This is a genomic window from Baekduia sp. Peel2402 (assembly GCF_052567285.1).
Window position 1 is genome coordinate 1215945 of the sequence record NZ_CP199582.1, and the last position, 20794, is coordinate 1236738.

Below are 20794 nucleotides of genomic sequence, written 5' to 3' on the forward strand. Positions count from 1 at the left end.
AGGCCCGTATCTGCGGGCCTTATCGCGTATCGGGGAGACAGGATTTGAACCTGCGACCGCTCGGCCCCAGCCGACGCGGACCGATGCCAGCCCACCAGGATCGTTCTCCTCTGTTCCCTCCGGCGATGGCGGCGACACGATCGCGAAGTTGAGGCCCATGCGATCAGCGCGCGCCGGCGTCGGGGGCGTAGGACCGACCTAGCCTCCTATTCGCGTGAGCGGCGCCTGAGACAGCCAGTTGACGGCTTCAACATCGGCGTCGCGCGTGGCGAGCATGCGCGCGATCAACTCACCCGGGATAAGCTCGGAGAACTTCACCGCTTGCCGTCGCGACTCGTCGATCGACGGAGCCGGCGCGTCGGCCAGTGACCTGCGCGCGGCCGCGTCCGCCGGCCAGGTCCGGTCGACGCCAATTCGGAGGTCATCCACGGCGGCCGTCCGGTAGCCGCTGCTCTCGAGCGTCGCTGCGACGTTTCGGTTAGCCCGGCCTCCGGCAAATGTCCACCACCACGCCTGCTCTGCGTCGCCGTCCTGGGTAATCCAGGTGCCTTGCGGCGGGATCAGCCCGATCTCTTGCCGAAGCTCGGTGAGCCGGTCACGACCGCGTCGCGTCAACAGCAGCTCGACTGCCTCGGCCTCCCCCGCTAACACCCGACGTTGCGCTTGGCAGAGCGCAAACGACAGCGCGCGTCCCTCGCCGGACCAGCGGGTGCGGCCTCGCTCCTTCGACGGCTCGACCCACACCGCGCGCTGGCCCCAACTCAGCTCGCGCACCGCCCAGGGGCGGCCGCCAAGAAGCAGCACCGTCGGCTCACCCCGTCCATGGCGGCCCAACGCGCTCGGGTCCACCGTTCCCAACTCGTGTCGCCCGTGACGCACGCTCAGCAGCGGCGCCGACAAAAACAAGGACATGACCTCGAGAAAGTGACGACCGCCGAAGGTCTCTTCACCGGCCGGACCGATCGAGAGCAGCCCTCCCTCATCGCGGACCATCTCCTGATCGACCGCGTAGTCGACCACAGCTGCGACGTCGGTCGGCGACAGGCCCGCAGCGTCGAAGACCCGTCCGAGTGCATGCGGCCAGGCGCTCCGATCGACGCGGCCTGCGCTGAGCGCGGTCGCCAAGAGCTGCTGAGCGACGAGCTGCACCGGCAGCGGTGGGCCAACAAGCGGCTCCACCCAGCCGGCGAAGACGCGCTCGCACAAAGCGAGCGCCTGAAGCAGCTCGCTGTCACGCGTGGCGAGGAACAGGCAGTTCCGATGGGTGCCAGGGCGCCTTCCCGCCCGTCCGAGGCGCTGCAGCAAGGAGGCGACCGTCGCCGGCGCGCCGATCTGGATGACTCGGTCGAGATCTCCTACGTCGATCCCGAGCTCCAGCGTGCTCGTGGCCACAATCACGCAGTCGCGCGCTTCGCGAAACGCCGCTTCGGCGTCGCGGCGCTCGGCGGCCGCGAGCGACGAATGCGAGACGAAGACGGTGACGTCGAGAGCACGAAGCGCAGCGGCCAGCTCTTCGACCCTCGCTCGGCTGTCGGCGAACACGAGTCGCTTCTCGCCTTGGTGCAACGCAGCGATGACGCGCGCCGCGTTCTCGACCGTGCCGACCCAGTCAATCTCCAGATCGATCGATTGCCCGTCTTGAGCCGCGGGAACCACGATGGTCGAGCTGCTCCGCTGCGAGGCCGGATCGTCGATCAGCCAGTCCAGCAACGACTCCGGGTTGCCGACGGTGGCGGTCAGCCCGACACGTTGCGCCGGGGCTTCGAGCAGTTCGTCAAGGCGCGCGAGCACCGCGAGCAGATGCCAGCCGCGGTCGTCGCCGGCGAATGCGTGCACCTCGTCCACCACCACGGACCGAACGCCACCGAGCAGGCTCCGATGGTCGATCCGCACCGACAGCGCCATCGCCTCCAGCGACTCCGGCGTCGTGAGCAGGATGTCAGGCGGATCGCGCAGGATCGCCGCTCTCGCCGCTTGCGGCGTGTCGCCGTGCCACAGCTCGGCCCGTCGGCCGACGAACGAGCACAGACGCTGGACACGCGGCTCAAGATCGTTGAGCAGCGCGCGCAGCGGGCACACGTACAGGACCGACATACCGCCCCAGCGCTCCCCCACCATCCTGGACAAAAGAGGGAAGAGCACGGACTCGGTCTTGCCTCCCGCCGTCGGAGCGCTGAGCACCGAGTGATCACCGGCCAACAATGGCGCGATCGCCCGTTCCTGCAGCGGCCGGAGGCTACGCCATCCGAGCGTCGCGACGATGTGGTGCTGAAGGGACGGATGTAGCGCGTCAAAGCCCTCTAGCGCCGGTCCGCCCTCATTCATGGGAGGTCAAGCTCCACATCGTCGGCGCGAGACGGCGCCCGCGCCGCCCGCTCCTCTTCCGTGAGCTCGGCGTCGCTGATCGTCAGGGCGTAGTCCCGACGCGGATCGAAATCCTCGAACTGATCGACACGGTCGAGGACGTCGCCGACGAGCTTACGAAGGAACAACCGCGGCGCCATCCCAGCCGATGCCCCCAGCTCGCCCGCAACCCCCGTGGCGAGCGCCGCGAGGTAGGCGTTGTCGACAAGTCGCCGGATGCGGTCCTCGCTCGGTTGGCCGCTGGCGTAGACGTCGCGCACGCGGCCGCCCACCTCCACGAGGCGGTCAAGGTCAAACGGACGCAGGCGAACTTGGGTGGCTCGCGGGTTGTCCCAACGGAGATCGGCACCGAAGTCCGTGTGCAGGCGCTGTTCCAAGGGCGGCAGACGCGGTACGCCCTGAGGGCCGTCGAAGAATGCCGACGTGCCGGTGATCACCAACAGCAACCGCGGGAAGCGTCCGGCGTCGATTTCGTCCAGCAGCTGTCGTAGAGCGTTAAGGCCCTTGTCCCGGACGTCACGGCGCATGCGCTGCAACGTCTCGACCTCATCCAAGACGAGCAGCAGGCCCGGGTGGCCTGCGTCGTGCAGTACGACGAGCAACGCCTGCAAGAACGCCAGCGCTCCGAAGTGGTCCAGCTCACCCTTGACCCCCGCGCCGCGCTTGACCGATGCGGCGACGTGCGGCTGACCCGACAGCCACGCCAGCAGCCCTTCGGCGCGTTCGGTGTCACCGTCGAGCGTCGCTTGCCGCCAGGTGCGAACGACCGCCGAGAAGGCGCCCGCGCGCTGACTGACGGCGGCCAGCCGCCTCTCCATCAGCACGTCGACACGCGCCGCGAGCTTCTCAGCGTCGTTCTCATTGACCTGGCCCTCGGCAAGGACCTCGTCCTCCAGGCCATATGTCCAGCGCTCGAGCACCGTACGCAGCGCGCCGGCCGGCTCGTCGGCGGTGCCGAGCCGCTCGACCGCACGGCGGTACACGGTCTCGAGCCGGTGAAGTGGCGTCTCGCTCTCGGAAATCTGGACCTCAGCTGTCGCCATCCCCAGTCGCTGCGCCTGTTCGGCCAGCCACCGAGCCAAGAACGTCTTGCCGCCTCCGTATTCGCCGCGAATCGCCTTGAAGCCGCTTCCACCCGCAGCAACGTGCTCGAGGTCGGCAGTCAGAGCGTCCTCAAGGTGGTCCAGGCCGACAGCCAGCGCGCCGAGCCCCTGCGGCGGGACGGTGCCGCGGCGTAACGCGTCAACGACGTCGCGGCGACGCAATGCTGAGAGCGGTGTCCTAGACACCGAACTGCTCGCGGAGGAGGTCGACGTTCAGCTCCACGGCGTCAGCGGCCTGGTCGACGGTCAGGACCTGAACACCTTCAACGTTGAGGATCGCGCGGATGACGGCCAGAACGCCATCGGCGCGAGCGACGGGCAGGCCTGCACTCTGGACGAGCGCAGCCTTGGTCAGCTTCCCTGCTCTCTCGAGGACCTCGAGCACCGTTCGGAGCCGGGCATCATCGACACCGGTCCGAGCGTTCCGTCGGCGTTGCTCGGCCAACAGGGCGCTCCGGAGCAGCGCGTCAATCCAATCGGGGCCACTCGTGTCCCTGGCCACGGACGCTTCGACGCCGGCGAGCGCGAGCTGTCCATCAGCCGCCATCCTTATGGGAGACGGTCGGCGGCCGATCGGATCGATGGCAACCGGCGACGTGGCATGCCACCAATCTGGCTCGTCGAGCGGCTGCTCCTCGAGCCCGTCGAGCGTCGACGCGGACGCGGTGAGCACGAGCACGGGCGCGACCAGCTCCTCCGGGCTCGCGCCGCCGTGATAACCCGCGGCCGGCTTGGCGACATACCGGATGAGCGGGTCGACGGCCAGCACGACACGATCGGTCCCCACCACGCGCGAACCATCAGCGAGGATCTCGCCCTCACGCGGTGACTCGCCATCGGCCGACCGCCGACGGGCTCCGGACGAGGAGGAACCAGCGGAGCCTATACCGCTCATGCCAGGACGCTCGGGCACGTGACCGTGGTCAGCGAGGATGACGACAGCACGGTTGGCGGCTGCCGCGGCGTCAAGAAGCGAGCGCAGAACGGGGACCTCGTCCGAGGTCCAACGGGTGCGCTGTTGCGCCCCACCGGAGAGGGCGTCGTCGACCGCGTTGACGACTACGCCCACCAGCCGCGGGCCATTGGCGATCGCCTCGGCGACGTCGGCGGCCAACCCCTCGGTGGCCGCTCTTAAGTCACGCTGGTGCAAGAGGAGGGGCGGTGTTGTCCCCGTGAGCTCGCGCAGGCGCTCGTGTGAGGCGAGTCCCGACTTCTCGACGGCTTGACCTGCACCTGCCCCGAGCACGCCCGACAGCAGCGCAGAGCGCGAGACGCCGGTGAGGCTCGGCAGTACCGCCAAAGCCGCGGGCCGCCGTGTCATCGACGTCGGCCGACGCTCCTGCCAACCGGTGGCCACCAGCTCGGCCAGAAGCTCACGGGCGACGCCTTGGCTCAAGCCGTCTACGACAACAACGAGTGTTGGCGAAGCCGCAAGCACCGGCGCGACGACCTCCTCGAGCACGTGCTCGACGCCGAGCACACCGTCGGAGCGATCACCGTCCCAAGAGCACGCCAGCTCGGCGAACCGCAGGCTCTCGAGGCGTCGGTCCGCGTCGACCGCCGCCAGGAGACGACCGACGGCATCGGCGGCCGAGCCGATCGCCGCGTCGGCGGCCACCGACCGCGCCCACACCGCCCATCCACCGTCGGCGACTTCCGCGGCGACTGCCTCCGCCAGCCGCCCTGTCTGCATGGGTTGCGGTCGCCGCGCGAGCCGCTGGACCATGTCCAGCGCGGACGGAAGACGAGGATGCTCTCGCGCAAGGACGTGCTCGCGGACCGCATCGCACGCTTGCGCGAGCACAAGGCGCTGCCCATCGAGAGCTTCGGCCATCCGTTGCAGACGGGCATCGAACCCCCCGGGCATCACGGGGCTGCGCTCGGCTCGGCCGGTGAGCTCCAGTCGTTCGGCGAGCTGGGCGGCCTCGCTCGCCCATCCCCGCGCCCGGTTAGGGTCCGGCTCATCGAAGACCACCCGCTCGGCCGCCTGCGCCCAGGCCGTCGCACCCTCCAGCCTCGTGTTGCCGAGCACCGCCGCCTCAAAGCGGCCGGCTGCCCGTTCTTCCGGGTCCAAGAGTCGGGCGACGAGCCCGCCGGTGATCGCCGCGCTCGCCGGTCCATGCTCGACGGCCGCGAGCACGGCGCCTGCGCCGTCGATGGGCCCCAGCAGCTCATGAAGCGCCTCTCGCAGCTCCGGGCGCGACTCGCGCAGGCGACGCACATGGCTGGCCGCAGCACCCCACCGGACGAGCTCAACTAGGGTCAGTGCGTTACCGGGGAGTTCCAGGCCGCGGCGCAGCAGCTCGTCCCATGCTCGATCGAAGGTCAACGTCCCCGCGGCGGTGCGCGGATACCCCTCCGCAGGGGCCAGGCGCAGCAGTTCGTCCAACATCCAATCGGCTCGGGCCACGCGGCGGTCGACATCGCGCGCGCCGAACAGGCTCAGTACCGCGAGTAGCGGACGAGGACGCACGAGGTCCTGACGCACGAACCGCGAGACGATGTCCATGCCGAGCTCACGGACCTCGAACGGGCTAATGAGCACGAGCCGCTCGTCGTTGCTCAGATGCGCGAGCGCGTCGTGGACCTCCAGGAGCGACGGACATTGGCGGACGACGTACGTGTCGCCGTCGACGACGAGTTGCTCATTGCCGGCCCACGCACCGTGATGGTGAACGCCGATGACCTGGCTGTCGCCCATGCGCGGCTGCAGCCGTCGCAGCAGCGGCAGCAGTTGCGCGGCGGTCAGGGGCCCAGCGCTCACGACGGCGGCCGGACACGCCACTGGATGGAGAACTCCAGTTCATCGTCAGCGCCTTCGGTGAGGCGGTCGATGACCGCGTGCGCGGCCTCTGAGCCGACGACGGTCTCCGCACTCGGAAGGGAGTCAGAAGAGGCGGAGACCGAACGGGCGGTTGCGGCCTCTTCTTGTCCGGGTGCCTTTTCAGCCGGTCGCGACCCGCCCGCCAGGCGGCTTGCTATGAGGTCGCGGCCAGCGCGCGCGCACGCGCGCAGCCGGGGCTCGAGCGGCGCCGCGAGCTCGTCGAAGCTCAGCGCCTCGTCGAGCGGGCCGAGGAGCGCAGCGGCGTCGACGTCGCCGTTGGCGGTCAGCGTGCGCAGCTGGTCGACCGTCGTCCAATCAGGATCGACGAGCAGCGCCTCCTGGACGTCAGGATGTGCGAGCACCACTGCAGCGACCACGACGTTGACTTCGAGGTCACGGGAGCCAAACGACCGCAGCAGCTCGACGTCGTCGCGGGCTTGAGAGACCGCGGTAGCGAACGAGGCCAGCGCTTGCGTCGTGCGAACCCGACTCCCGTCGGCCGGCGCGCCGCGCCCTCTCAGCTCCGTCTCTAGCCGCAGCAGCGGTGCGGCCGCTGCCGTCATCCGGTCGCGGATCTCGACCGCGAGCGTGCCGACAGCCTGCGAGGCGTAGGCCTCGATCGGCACGAGCCCGAAAAGCGCCTTGCTCCGCTCGACCGCCGCCGTCCACTCGGACTTCGACGGCATGGGCTGGTCGACGACCTCCCACCCATCGCTGAGCCGACCGATCACCGGCTGCGAAACCGGTCCACCGTGCTCGGCGAACCGCCGTCCGGCCTGCTCGACGATCGCGATGGCGGCGAGATCCTGTGCTGGTGACGGGATGCCCTGCAGGTCGGTGGTGTCGAGCCAGGCGCGCAACTGCTCGACGGTCGGCCGTGGCTCGCCAGCGAGCTTCTGCTCCAGCCATGTGACCCAGCGGTCCTTGAGCACGAACGCGGTCTCGCCCATGTCGCCGAAGCCCATCGGCTCCGCCGCCGCACCGAGCAGCTCCCGCGACGAGCGGTCCTGCACCACGAGCCGTCCGCCCTCCTGCTGCATCGCGTCACGGAGCAGCTCCAGCACCTTCGTCAGGTCGCGAGTCTTAGGCTCGCGCCGGAACTCGGGGTGGCCGGGCAGTTCGTGCTCAAGTCCCTGGCCGAGGAGCCGCTCAGCGGCATCACGTAGACCGGCACCAACCGGCCGCTGGACCTCGAAGCCGGATAGCAGCGTGCGGACGATGCCAGCCTCACCCTCCTCAGGCAACAGCGAGATGTCAATAAACTCAGCACTCGGCGTCTGCAATCCATAGGCCTGCATCAACGCCATCCGGACCCGTGCTCGGAGCGCGTCTCGCTGGGTCTCGAGCGTGCGGCGTGCGCTGGTCTGCTCAGCCTCGGAGAGATGGGCTGCGTAGCGACGGAAGCCGTCTCCGGCCAGCACGTGGTCATGGATGACGAACCGGCCAAGGTCGGTCTGCAACGCGCCCGAGAAGAACGATGGGATCCAGACGATGGTGCGAGCGCCCTCGGGGTTCGCGTCACGCCAGTGCTCGAGACGTGCGAGGTCGTCCGCCGGCCGGAAGCCTTCGCCGTCAAACGGGAAATCCACCACCAGGCACCAGTTGTCGCCCGAAGGCCGCAGCGCGCCCGAGGTGATGTCCTGCTCGTCGCGGACGTTGCCGAAACGGACGTCTGCCAGCCGAGCGGTGCCGCGCCAGAAGAACGACAACGTCAGCTGGTTCGCCAAGCGCGTGTCGTCGACCTCCAACAAGGCGAACACCAACTCGCGGACCTTCTGACGGCGGGTGCCGGGGCTGTCGGCCGCGCGCGCGCCGTCGAGCACGCTCTGCACGTCCACCCCGGAGAGCGCGATCCCGACAGTCGGGTCGTTGGGATCTTCACCGACCTTCAGCTCGCCCACCTTGGAGCTCCAGGTGTGCAACCTGCCGAGCAGCTGAGCGGTCTCGTTGCCCTGGATTCGCGACCGCACCGACCCGTGGTTGAGCGCCGCCAGGCGGCTGACGGTGAGGTCACGCACTGGCTCTGCCGACGGGACGAGCGCCGCGATCAACAAGGTCTTGATCAGTCGGTCGTTGGCGCGGAAGGGATGCGACCACGGCACATCGCGCGCGCTGTCCTCGTCGAGTGCCTGCTCCTCCAACAGCATCGGGCGGAGCTTCTCGCGATAGAGCCGCCGTGCCTGTTCAGCCTGGTTGGCCAGGGCGGCGCTGAACGGCTCTGGCGAGTCCAGCACAACGTCCCAGATCTCCCCTACTCCGACCAGGTCGCCGAGCCGCAGTTCGTCGCGGCGTTCAGCCAGGAGCGTCTTGAGAACCTTCAGCGCCGTGCGGTTGCGCTGCAGCGCGGAGGACAGCGCGACGAGCACCTGCATAAGGGCCGGGCTGAACGGATAGGTCGCGCGGAACTGGTCGACCGTGCCCGTCGACGTCAACAGGACCGATAGCTGAGGCGCCGTGCGTGCGGTCACGTCGCGGAAGGCGGCATCGATGAGCGCCGCCGCCTCCGGCGTCTTGGGCGCCAGGACGCGTTGGCGAGCGATCTCGGGGAGGTTCTGATCCTCCAGCTGCACCGTCTCGAAGCGTCCCTCGCCCCAGTCGAGCGTGTCGGCGAACGCCGCCTGCTGCGCGCCGGGGCTGTCGCGTCCAACGAACTCACGCAGGTCGCGCTGGCGAGCGACGAACGAGACGATCGGAAGGGCTCGCGCGGCGTTGCCAGATTCGCGAAGCTTGGGGATCTTCGAAGCCTCGTTCGCGACAAAGGACTCGTCGCTGAGATGGCTGGCCAGCCACAGGATCAGCTCGTCGAGGAAGAGGACAAGCCCGTCGTAGCCAAGGTCCTTGGCGTGCTGCGTGATGATCGCCAGCCCGTCGTCGATGCCTACGTACTGCGTTGCGTCACCGGAGGCCGCTCCACGCATGGCGCTCAAAAGGCCGCTGAGGAGTGCGGACTGCAGGGCGGTGCGCTCCTTGCTTGCGGGCGGCGCTTCCATCGCAGCCTCGAAGCGCTGGGCCGTCCAGGCTGTGCCTCCGAAGCGGCCGAACCCGCCGCCACCTTGCTCGGCTCCGAGCGCCTCGAAGAACGCGACGTCCCCGAGGCGATCGCGAAGGTCACGAGCGTTGGCGAACAGGTCCTGGTCACGGAAGACGGCGGGTTCCGGAGCCTCGGGATGCAGGGCGCGCACGTGCTTCGCGTACCCACCGAGCACACCCTGCTCGAGGCTCGTCGCGCTGATCATGTGGTAGGGCACCAACAACCATTTCTTGCCGTCCAGCGCTCCGTCGTGACGGTGTACGACCGCCTGCAAATCAGGCTTCGCGCGCGCGTGAGGATCGCCTTGGAGCAGCAGGTGCAAAACCGCCATGAAGTGGCTCTTGCCGGCGCCGAACGAGCCGTGCAAGAACGTCGCGCGGCTGCGCGCGTCGGTCGCCGACAGCGCGACGAGCCCGAGCGCCCGGTCGAATGCCTCGGCTAGCTGCGGGGTGACGACGTACTCGTCAACGGTCTGCTGCGCCTCAGCAACGGCGCTGACCAGCTCCGTGACCAGGTCGCTGGCGCTGACCTGCTCCGGGATATCGATGAGATCTCGCAGCAGCGGCTGCGCGTCGGGAGCTGTGCTCATGCGACGCTCTTCGCCTTCCGACCGCGCTTGGCCTTCTCAGGCGGGCGCCACCCGGGCAGCTCGTCGTAGGCGCGCCCCAGTCGGCGCAGCTCACCGTCGACGAACGCCTCTAGCTCGACGTGCGGCGGCTGCCCGGTGTCCGGATCGGGCTCGGGATTCCACTGACGCACCCACGGAAGCAACTCGGCGATCCCCGCCAACAGCGGCATCACCCGGTCTTCCCCGGCGCCATCTGCGTCGCGCAACAGCGTGACCCGCCCGGCCAAGGCAAACGCCAGCTGGGCATGGTCCCATCCCGCCCATCCGAGCACCGGTGAAGGGTCGCCCGTACGCTGCCCGTCCGGCACCGACGTGAACCGCTCCTTCGGGACATCGAGCTTGCCGCGGAGCTGCTTGTATCGCGAAGCGCGCCAGTCCTTGTCACCGTACTTGGGCGGCAGCGGAATCTCGCCTACTGCCTCGCCAGCGTCCTCGCGGCGCTGCAGATCCCATGTCGCCTCCCAGTCGGCGCGCTTGCGCAAACCGGCTTCGGTATGTCGATGCGCTGCAAGGTACGGGACCGACTCCTCAGCGATCAACGCAGTGAGCGTTCGTTCGAGATCGACGTCCACCGCGCCCGCATAGCGCTGGGTCGCCAAGCGCACACGTTCGTCCGCGGCGAGGCGGTCAGCGACCTGCGCGCAGGTGATCATCTGCCCCGCCGCCCAGTCGGAGAGCTCCTCGACACGGTCCAGGAGGTAGCTGCGCATGACTTGCCGCTCACGCTCGGCCCACGTCGGCTGGCTCCACCGCCGCTTGTTCTCGGAGCGCTCGATCAACCCGACGTCGCGGTCGGACTCGATCATCGCGATGCGTCGCTCGACGATCTCGCGGTATCCGGCCGGCCAATCGGCGGGCAGCTCGGTGACCGGGCTTGAACGATGCCGTGAGAACCACGTCGTCTCGGCTCCGGATCGCGCAAGCACGATCTCGAACGCCCGCTCGCCCAGCCGGATCGGTGGCGCCTCCAGCCCCGGACGCGACAACTTGTCCGACACCAGGCCGTAGGCCGCCAAGGTCTCCCAGTCGAGCTCTTCCTGCAGCGCGATCATCCGCGCCATGTCCTCGGTGTCGGCATGCTCGGCCTCGGCTAAAGCAACCGCCCCACCGTCGAGCAGCGCTGAAACCTCGGCCAGCCGCGCGGCACGCTGTCGGGCGAGGCGGTCAAGCTCCGTCGCGAGATCGGGCCGGCGGAGAGCCGGCAGGGGCATTTGCTTGGCCTTGGTGACGTTGAACTGAAAGAAGAACTCCCAGCCGTCGCCGCGAAAGCCCTCATTGACCCCACCGCCGCCTTTTGTCTGGCAGACCTGCTTCAACCAAAAGCATGTCGTCGAGCTGTTGAGCACCCCGAGCAACGCGAAGTGCGCCTCTTCACTTGTCCCCTTCGGCAGCTTGATCACGGGCGCGGTCCTGTTGAACACCTTGCCGCCCCTATCGAGCACGAAGTGATTGTGCGTCGCCACCTCGCCCCAGGTGATGGTCAACGGCACCTGGTGCTTCTCGCGATAGAACTCGCGCCACTCGTACCAAGCCAGGCCGCGCGTCGTGATCGGCTCGCCGAACAGCTTGCGAGCAAGCAGATAGCTTTGGCGTGGCCACAGCACCCGCAGGGTGGACGCCTCTAGCGGAGCGAGGGCGTTGCCCTCGTCATACGGCCACACGGCACGGTTCGTCGTCAGCGTCCACTCCCTAACGGCCGTTCCATTGACAAGCTCGACCTTCTGCGCAACGCCGAGACGAACGAGGTCTCGCTCGGCCGGGAAGAGCAGCGAATCGTCCTCACCGCTGATGGCGCTGAAGCCAATAGCTCCGGCAAGATCGTCGAGTCGCTCCTGCACGCGCTCGATGCGGGTACGCAACGAGCTGGCGCCACCCCCGGCCAAACTCCACGGATGCTTGTGCAACAGCGCTCTGTCGAGGTCCTCGACCGACACATAGGCGCTTTCACTGCCCGGTCGATCCACCTGCTCGACGATCGCACGCCACACATGTCCAGTAGCCGGATCGACCGGCGGCCCCGGCTCGCCGCGAATGCCCATGACTGCACGGACCGTGCCCAGCACCGGGTTCCGCGCTTGACCGATCAGGATCACGGTTGGGGTGCCGTGGCCTGGAATGTACGCGCCAGCCGTATCGATGACCGTTTGCACATCGACGGTGGGTATGAAGTCTTCAACTAGCTTGGAGCCGAACTCACGCTTCATGAAGTTGTTGCCGGTGATTTGCCCTACCCACCCGCCAGCGCCTCGCGCGAGATCGAAGAATCGCTGCATGAACGGCACGGTGAGCGCGTACTCACGGTGGCAGGCTGAATAGCGCGCCCGATAGGCCGCGTTCAACGCCGCGTCCTTAACCGTGATGTACGGCGGATTGCCTACCACAACGTGGTAGCCCGGACGCAGCCACCGTCCGAGGTCCTCGGCATCCTCGGTCAGGTAGTGGTGGTCCAGGCCCTCCCGCACGAGCGCCGCGCCGAACGCCGCAGCGTCCAACTGACCCTCCTCCGGGCCGTGCAGCAGCGAGTCCCCGCATGCCACCCGCACGTCCCACGCCGGAGCATCGGCGATTCGCCGGATCCCACAGGCCTGCAGGGCCGCCACGGTCAGCCGGAACCGGGCGATCGCCACCGCATAGGGGTTGACGTCCACGCCGTGGACGGCGCGCAGCGCCCGGTCGGCCAGTTCGGGCAGCGGCGTCCCCGGCTCGGCGTCCTGCCAACGCGCGAGCAGCCGCTCGAACGCCCCGATGAGAAAGTGGCCAGAGCCGCAGGTCGGATCGATGAGCTTCAGAGGCGGTAAGCCGAACTCCGCCAGCGCCGGCTCGAGCGTCCGATCCAGGATAAAGGACTCGACGAACTCCGGCGTCTGCAGCAACGCGTACTTCTCACGCGCCGCATCCGAGATGTCCTGGTACAGGTCGCCGAGGAACCGCGTGTCGCGTGCCGGGTCGGTGAAGTCGTGGCGCAGCCGCACAGCTTCGCTCGCGTCGTCCAGCCGATCCCACACCTCAAGGATCGCCCGGGCGCCGTCGCCGCTGACCGGCAACCGCCACAGCGGGTTGTGGCGCTCGTCGAATAGCGGGGCGGCTGCCGGGGCCGCTGCCGCCGCTCGGAACGCCGCGTGCAGCACCTCGCGATCGGTCTCCAGCGGATGCTCGGCGAAGTAGCCACGCCGACGCGCTCGGGCTTCCTGGCGGCGCGCCGCAGGCCCCGACAGCCACGCCACGTCGACCAGCCCGTTGTCCTCCATGAACCGGACGAACACGCTAGACAGCACCCACGCCACGGCACCTTGAACCAACAGGTCCTCGCGCCACGCCGACTCGCTTTGCGCCGTACGGCCCGCCGCCCTTGCCGTGGCGTACTCTCGCGCCACGGTCTCCGCTACTGGATCGCCGGTCGTGCTCGCACGATCGCGGAGGTCATCGGTGAGCGTGGCGACGAGCGCCTTGAGGTCGGCGAGCAGCGTGTGGCGTTCGATCATGCGGCGGTGATGGAGCGAGGGTCGACAGGGATCCAGGCAGCGGGCACTCGAGCCCACTCGTAGTCGCCGCGCACCTCCAGCGCAGCGCCGTCAAGCAAAGGGCGGCCGATCTGCTCGTCCTGGGCGATCAGCAGCCACCAACCATGCAGCGATGCAGCGCGAAGGCGTCGGAGAACGTCGAGACCACCGTACCGAGCCAGCAGCCCGGCGCGGTGCAGCAGCGGAACGCCGCCGACTGCGCTGACGCGTTCGGTGAGCGAATCGAAGACCTCGCTGAAGACGTTCACCAACGACGACCACTGCGCCCCGGTCGGTCCGGCAACGTCGGTCCGGGCGAGCAGAGACCAGTCGATGCCCTCGCTGTCAGCAAGCCGCCGCAACTGGTCAAGCACGAAGCGCTCTACATCGATGGGCACGACGCCATGCACGTCGACGAGCCGGCGGCGGACGCGTGCCACTTCACGAGGTGCAGCGAGCAGGAAGAACGGCCCGCCGTCGCGACGCGCGGTCCCCAACATGCGGTCGAAGTCGGCGGCCTCCAGCCGGCGCGCATCCGCTGTGGTAAGGGAGCCGGTCGTCTGCCCGCGCGTCAGCGAGGTGCTGCCTAGCAGGCCCGTGAGGCCCACCGGGAGTGCCGCGGGCAAGAAGACCCCACCCTCCTTTCGCGCAGGGTCGGTGCGCCACGTGAGATCCACCCGCGCCTGTTGCAGCAGCCCCTCGAGCTCTTGCGGACGGCTCGGCAGGAGCTCGGCCTCGGGGTAACGAGCGACGATCCGGTCACGGACCTCGGCGAACGTCAGCTCTTTGGCTCCGAGCAGCGCGCCTTGCGCAAGCACGACGGCACGGGCCGCGGGCATTCCCACGGGGTACAGCTCGCCGCGCGGGCTCGCGGCGGCGTCATCGCTTGCGGCGGCGGCGAGCGCCAGAAGCCGCGCAGGCAGCAGCGGGACGTCCGCTAGGCGGCTGTCGACCTCATGCAATCGGGCAAGGACCTGCGCGGGTGCAAGCAAGCGGTCTTCGCTGACGATCACGTCGGCCTCGCGACCGAGCGCTAGCGCTCGGTCGAGCAAGCTCTGAGCATCCTCAGCCAGCGTCGTGGAAGCCAACACGACGCGAGCACCTGCGCGGCGCTGGGTGAAGCGGCTCTCCTCGCCACGGGCCACCTCGACCTCGATCGCGGCACGGGTTGCTGCTCGGGCGTATGCCAGCCGCAGAGCGGCGTCCGGGACGACCGAGCCGCGGATCGCGAGCACCCGCACGGCCATCTCGTCAGCCGTCGCGACACCGCCGGAGCGCTCGAGCTCGCTTGCGAGCGAGGCGCGCAGGCGGGTGATTGCCGGCAGCTTCCCCCACCGGCGCAGGCCCGCGTCACGGGCAAGCCTCGCCTCTCCGGCCGACACTCCCGCGTGCGCGCCGACTTCCTGGGTGGTCGGCCACGTGCCCGCAGAGGCGGGGGTGCCTCCTGGTACCTCGGGCAGGGAAAGCAGCACGCGCTGCATGTGCAGGCCCTTGCGATCGGGAGCACGCTCCGGGGCGAGCTGAAGCACGAGCGCGTCCAGTCCCTGAACGTCAGGCGCGTCGGGCTCGTCGGTGGTGGTGGCCGTCGCCTGTGCACGCGAGAGGCCGGCCCGACCTATCTCGTCTGCCAGCGACCGGCGCAAGCGCCCTGTGATCGCCATCAGCTCCCGTCGCATCCGGTTGCCAACCCCGCGCAAGCGCGAGAGCTCGCTGCCAGGCAGCGTGACAAGGTCAGCGACGGTGACGACGTTGTGGCGCTCCAGGGCCGCCACCTGCTGAACTGACAATCCGGCAGCTGCCAATGGCGTGGCAAGCGTCGCGGCGTCCAGCAGCGCGTCGACGTCCTCTGCCGTTGTGGCGGTCGGAGCGGCCGGCTCTGTGACCTCGGAGAAGACCGCTCGCCAGGCGTCCAGCATCTCCTGGGCGGTGTGGAAGCGCCGGCCGACGTCCGAACACAGCCCGCGCTCGAAGAACTCCTGCAGCCGCGGTCGGACCGCAGGGTCGACGACGTCCAGGACAGGGGCGACGTCCGCGCCGGTGGCGGCCGGGTTGCTGCGCCCGTCACCACGGACCGGACGCCGGCCGGTCGCCATCTCATGCAGGGTGACGCCGGCGGCCCACCGGTCGGCCGCGGCGTCGAACCGGCGACGCTCGCCGAGGCCGAGGAACGGGTCGACGTAATTCGGCGTCCCAGCCCTGAGCGATGCAGGGTCAGCACGAGAGAGGCTGAAGTCGAGGAGCAGGAGATGCAACTCATTGTTCTTGCCCGCAGGAGCGAGCCCGAGGTTGTCGGGCTTAACGTCCCGGTGCAGGTAGCCCTCCCGCTCGAGGTGAATCAACGCCTGCAACAGGTCGACGCCAAGCCGTTCGAGCAGCTCTAGTCCGAAAGGCCCCTCTTCACGAAGACGGCGCGCGACCGTCCCCTCCGAGGCGAACTGTAGGACGAGCGCGGTGCGGCCGCTGACTCGCACCAGCCCGTCACTATGCACGATCGCAGGATGCACGACAGCCTCGAGCACCTCGAACTCGTCACGCAGGACGCCAGCACGTTCCTCGTCCAACGCAACCTTGAGCACCTTGCGCTGACCGCTGTCGACGTCTTGCACCAACAACGCTCGCGCCGTGCTGCCGGCGCCGAGCGCGCGCTCGACGATCAGGACGTCGGTCAGGACGTCGCCCTTGTCGGCCAGAAGGGGGTCCGCCGCGTCCTCGGCCTCCCCCTCGTGAGCCTCTTCCAGCGCGTCGGAGAGGTGAACGAGGAACTCCTCCGCATCCGGAAGCCGGTCTCCGATCGCGGGAGCCGTCGCCGACCGCACGAGGTCCCGGAGGCGAGGGCCAACGCCGTCGACGGCCGCCGCGAGATCAAGGCCTCCGGATTCGCGCAGTGCCACAAGGAGGTCACTAGCTCTCTCGGCCGGGGGCTGGCCCGTAACCAGAAGCCAGGCAACAGCTCCGAGAGAGAACACGTCAGCTGTCGGATCGAGCTCCGGGGTGATCGCGGTCTCCGGGGCGAGGTAAGCCTCCGCCCCACTTGCGGCGAGCGCACCGGGGTCGCGGGTCCCGGCCAGGGTGAGATCGCCGACTTCCGCTCCTATACGCGCGCCGGTGTGCCAATCGCCGATGCGCGGCTGGCCCTCATCGCTGATGAAGATGCTGCGGGGCGAAAGACCACGATGGACGAGGCCGTGGGAGTGCGCGTAGCGGACGGCGTCGACGATCTCCCGCAACAGCGTCAGCTTGTCGATGAGCGACAGCCTCGCTGCGTATTCGGTCAGCCAGGCGTCGAGCGTCGGCCGGTCGGGCGCGATGCCCAGTACAAGCGCGGGGCCGAGGTCGTGCTCGACGTACCCTTCGATGGGCAGCAGCCCCGGATGTTGTAGGCCTTCGAGCAGCTGGCTCTCGCGTCGCGCCGCACGGCGGAGCGCTTGTCGCCTTGGATCGTCGGCGCTTGGCGGAGCGTTGTAGATGCGCACGCGGCGGCGCCTCGCCTTGAGCGTCTCGTGCTCGCCGGCGAAGTCCTGGTAACCAGGACCTTCGACGAGCAGCTGTTCCAGCCGATACTCGCCGACCGTGCGCATGCGGTTGGACGGCTTGATACCCGCCTCGCGCATCGCCGTCACGATCAGCTCGCCGGTCGGTCGATCGAGTCGCCGCCCCGGACGACGCCTGAACTGCTCGTGGTCGGCGGGGGTCACGTCCACCAGCGCTCGTTGAAGGTCCAGGACCCCTGGACGTCGGTGATCGGGGTCGCTGCGTCCCAGGACACCCACCCGCCCTTGCTCGGTGAGGCGCACCTCGAGATCCGGCGTTGACAGGAACACCCAGGCCGTCACGAACGGCAGCTGGACGCGGTGCCCGGAGACGCTGCGCGCGAGCAGCGACTTGAGCGCCTTCGCCTTCGTGTTGGCCAAGCGCAAGGGGCTGTCGCGGGCCACGCTCCGCCCGTCTGGGTCTGTCCATCGCCATGTGTGGTCGTCGCCCTCGATGAGCCCCGGCCACGACTTCACCTCGACGAGGTGCAAGCCCTTCGGCGTACAGAGCAGGAGGTCGACCTCGTAGAGCCGGGATCCACCGTCGAAGAACTCGAAGTTCGTCCACGCGGCATATGGAGCGTGCTTGGGGAACCCACGGCGGACGTGCTCGAGCGCTTCGCGTTCCCAAGCGAAGCCGGAGGGCGTGATCTCGTTCCAGTTGCCGGGCGCCATTAAAAGCGCCTCCGCGTCAGAGGCGCGGAGACCGCGCGGCCGGAGTCAGCCACGGCCCGGGAGCCATGGCTCTGCGCCTGCGCGATCGACCTCGCAGCGTCGCGGTCGACACAATGCAGGCGCCCCGTTGTCAGCATCTCTAGAGCCATCCTGGCGCGCCCAATCTAGTGCCTTGGTCTGCGCTGCGTCGGCCGCGTGCACCGCCCTGACAGGTCTCCACGCTCTTGTCGTGCGGAGACCGATGCTTTCTCCGCTCGCCCACCGACGTCGAGCCTAGCTTAGAGCTCACGCGTGCCGAGCCATGACCATGGCGGGCAGGCGCGCACCCGCGACGCGCAGTTGCCAGGGGATATGCAGACGGTCCACCTCAGGCGCTGGTGCCGTGCCCGACACGGCAGCGAGATCACAGCGCCGCGTTCCTGATTCGAGGGGCGCCCGGACGTTCTGTGCCCGGTCGGCGCGACCGCCGCACCGGCCTCCGTCACTCAGTCGTGTGTGGAGAAGCTCAGCGGCAGTTCCGTGCGCCGAACGACTGCAAGGCTACGTTCGCCCGCTGCGTGTGATCTCGCGATGGTCTCGCCAGCGCCAGCGGCACGGGAGCGACGGACAGCAACGGGCAGTCAGACGATATTCATCGCGGCCCGTTAGAGGAGAGCCTCGAAGCGTCTGGCAGCACTCGCTGAGCTGGCACCCGATTCCCGACGCACAAATGGATTGATCCGCGAAGCCATGACCGGCGGTCTCGCTGGCCCGCTACCTACGCGCACTGGGCTACGACAGCTGCGGACGCGGCGTTCCCGCAGATCCGAGTCGTCACGCTCCCCGCGCTGTGGGACGACCCTGAGCGTCGGCGCGCATCAACGCCGTTGTGCGTCAGTCTCGGAGTGTCCGCTCAGTCGACGATCAGCTCCACTGAGCCGCACCAGATGCTCGGTAAGCACAAGCATCGGCAGCGTGGCCACTGTATAAGGAGTCGCTCATGTGACGGCGCAGCGCCGAACGTGGCTCGCATCTCGTAGGAGACTTTGAGCCCTTCGGCCATGTTGCCCCAAGGGACCGCTGGCATCTAGCCATTTCTGGAGCTCAGCCGCTGTCAGGAGCTGCCAATCGTGGTGGAGGATCTGGACGTTCGCGTCGCTGCCGTGAACCTCCTCGGCGTCTGCTTTCAGCTCTGTCCACGAATGTGGCCGCTCTCCTCACGCACACGGAAATCACTGCCGTTCAGACACTCCGATAGGTCGTGATCCAGCCACCATGCCGTGCATAGCCCACAGGCGCGAGGATGCCCTCACGGTCAGCTGTCTCCCAAGGTCTCCTGCGAACAACCCGAGGTCGCTGAGTCACGTTGCTTGAGCAGGGTGCGAAACGCTCCCAGCTCGACAAGTGGAAGCTGAACGAAGCACCACTCGCGAACCGCACGGGAGAAGGTGTAGTGCCTGGAGCCGTGCGTCTTCGATCATCGCGCACTCAACCGCTCCAGGGCGCGTACTCCAGAAGATCAGGGACTAGCACGGTTAGCCGCTGCGTCGGGGTCTCGCACGGTTGTACCGCGAGCCTGCGGCCGCGCCCACTCTCTTCACCAGAATGGCCCGCGTTTGCGGGCCATTCTTACGTATCGGGGAGACAGGATTTGAACCTGCGACCGCCCGGCCCCCAGCCCGATCTAGGGGGTTTCGCTGAGGCGTATCCCCTTTGTTTTCAAGGGTTTGTGGTTTCCGAGTACCTCTAAGTTGCGCTCAATTTGGACCGGGAATTGGACCGGGCGCGGCCGTTGACACGGGAAACTGCTCGCGGCACCCCTGGATGAGTCGGCGCGGTGTCGGACACTTCAGTCGTGCCTGACGGACTCACCGACATCAGAGCAGAGCTTCTCGAGGCGTTCGACAAGATCGCCAGCGCGGAGGACGTATGGGAATTCCAACGTCGGCTGATCGCTGCAATCGTCGACGCCGAACCAGTCGCGTTCGCCGACAAAGCGTCTCCCGAGCGTCGGCATCTTCGCCTTCTGCGGTTGTTCGGCGACGCTCTTGCTTGGCGGCTCCTCCACTCCCACACGATCCGCCAACTCGCCAAGAACCAGGCGTCGCCACCGGCGATTCACAATCAACACGGCTTCCGAGCGACAGCCGAAATCGCCGAGACGATCTGTCGCCGAGGGATCCCAGCATTGATCGCAGACTTGACGTACTGCCTTCGTGTCTCGGACGTGATCGTCTGTTCTGATCCGGAGCATCCCATCCTGATCGAGTCAGGCGGTCATCCACGGCACGAAGGTCGGAGCCGAAAGGGGCGCCAGCGGCGGCGGGCCGAAGCGATTACGAAGCTGCTCAACGTCGGCGACGCCGTTCTTGAGGGCGACTCGCACTTGACCTCGACGTTCGAGATCACGACGCCAGCGGACTACACGTTCGCCTCCGTCGCTGAGGCAATGCAACAGTTCGACGGCCTCACGTCATGGGCGATGCATTCGCCCGGAGACGTCGTGCTCGCGACCTCAGGAGAAAATGCCGAGGACTTCTCACCGTCTCCGTCTGCAGCAGAAGCGATCGACGCGATGAGCAGACCTGTCGTAGGCATCAATCTTGGACCGCTTGAGCGACCGTCGCCTCTGCTGGCACCTCCGCATGTTTGGCCGTTGGAGCTGAGCATGCGCCGCGCGCTCATCGAGTCCGAGATCGTCCTGGTGCATTTCGTGGATCTCGACGCCTTTGTCGGAGCCGCCGCCTCCGGCCGTGGTGCGCTTACAGAAGTGCGTGCGACAGGCCAAAGCGTGCGGGGATTCGTCGTCGAGACGCACAACATGCCTTCGCATGTCTCTCCACGGCTCCTGGACGACGTCCTCTACGGATTCCAGTCTGTCTTGTCGGCGCGAAACCAGATGGTGGACTTCACCGCGTCAGCCATCGACGCGTTGGAGCACTCTCATCCAACCCTCGGTCCACGAAGCTTTGCCCGGGTCGACACCCGGGCCGAGCTAGATGCGCTTGTCACTCGGATCGAGGAGGGCGAGTCACGACCGGCGTGGATCACATTCGCTCCTGAGATGGGGCCGAACCTAACGGCCAGAGATCGACGAGTTCTTGAGATCGACGCGCTTGGTGCGAGCGCACCTATCAGACGGGACTAAACGCGAGACGCC

7 protein-coding genes are annotated in these 20794 nt (G+C 68.1%); 1 reads left to right on the forward strand and 6 read right to left on the reverse strand.

The features are described from left to right. Positions 1-198: 198 nt before the first annotated feature. The 6 genes from ACT01A_RS06040 to pglW are packed head-to-tail and all read right to left on the reverse strand — an operon-like array spanning position 199 to position 17655. Complete coding sequence (locus ACT01A_RS06040; RefSeq protein WP_445151342.1) at positions 199-2325, reverse strand: DEAD/DEAH box helicase; 2127 nt, start codon at positions 2323-2325, stop codon at positions 199-201. Beyond that, a complete protein-coding gene (gene brxD / locus ACT01A_RS06045; RefSeq protein WP_445151343.1) occupies positions 2322-3653 on the reverse strand; it encodes a BREX system ATP-binding protein BrxD in 1332 nt (443 codons plus the stop codon). The genes ACT01A_RS06040 and brxD overlap by 4 nt, the downstream gene beginning before the upstream one ends. After that, positions 3646-6231 carry a BREX-2 system phosphatase PglZ gene (gene pglZ / locus ACT01A_RS06050; RefSeq protein WP_445151344.1) on the reverse strand — a complete coding sequence of 862 codons (2586 nt, stop codon included), beginning with the start codon at positions 6229-6231 and terminating at the stop codon, positions 3646-3648. The genes brxD and pglZ overlap by 8 nt, the downstream gene beginning before the upstream one ends. Next, on the reverse strand, positions 6228-9911 hold the full coding sequence (locus ACT01A_RS06055) for a phage resistance protein (RefSeq protein WP_445151345.1): 3684 nt from the start codon (positions 9909-9911) through the stop codon (positions 6228-6230). Before ACT01A_RS06055 ends, pglZ begins: the two co-directional genes overlap by 4 nt. Next, on the reverse strand, positions 9908-13432 hold the full coding sequence (pglX, locus tag ACT01A_RS06060; protein WP_445151346.1) for a BREX-2 system adenine-specific DNA-methyltransferase PglX: 3525 nt from the start codon (positions 13430-13432) through the stop codon (positions 9908-9910). Before pglX ends, ACT01A_RS06055 begins: the two co-directional genes overlap by 4 nt. Next, complete coding sequence (pglW, locus tag ACT01A_RS06065; protein WP_445151347.1) at positions 13429-17655, reverse strand: BREX system serine/threonine kinase PglW; 4227 nt, start codon at positions 17653-17655, stop codon at positions 13429-13431. The genes pglX and pglW overlap by 4 nt, the downstream gene beginning before the upstream one ends. A gap of 1834 nt (positions 17656-19489) precedes the next feature. On the opposite strand from pglW, the gene ACT01A_RS06070 reads away from it, so the two are divergent. Beyond that, positions 19490-20782: a hypothetical protein gene (locus tag ACT01A_RS06070; RefSeq protein ID WP_445151348.1), complete on the forward strand. Its 1293-nt coding sequence runs from the start codon at positions 19490-19492 to the stop codon at positions 20780-20782. Positions 20783-20794 lie beyond the last annotated feature (12 nt).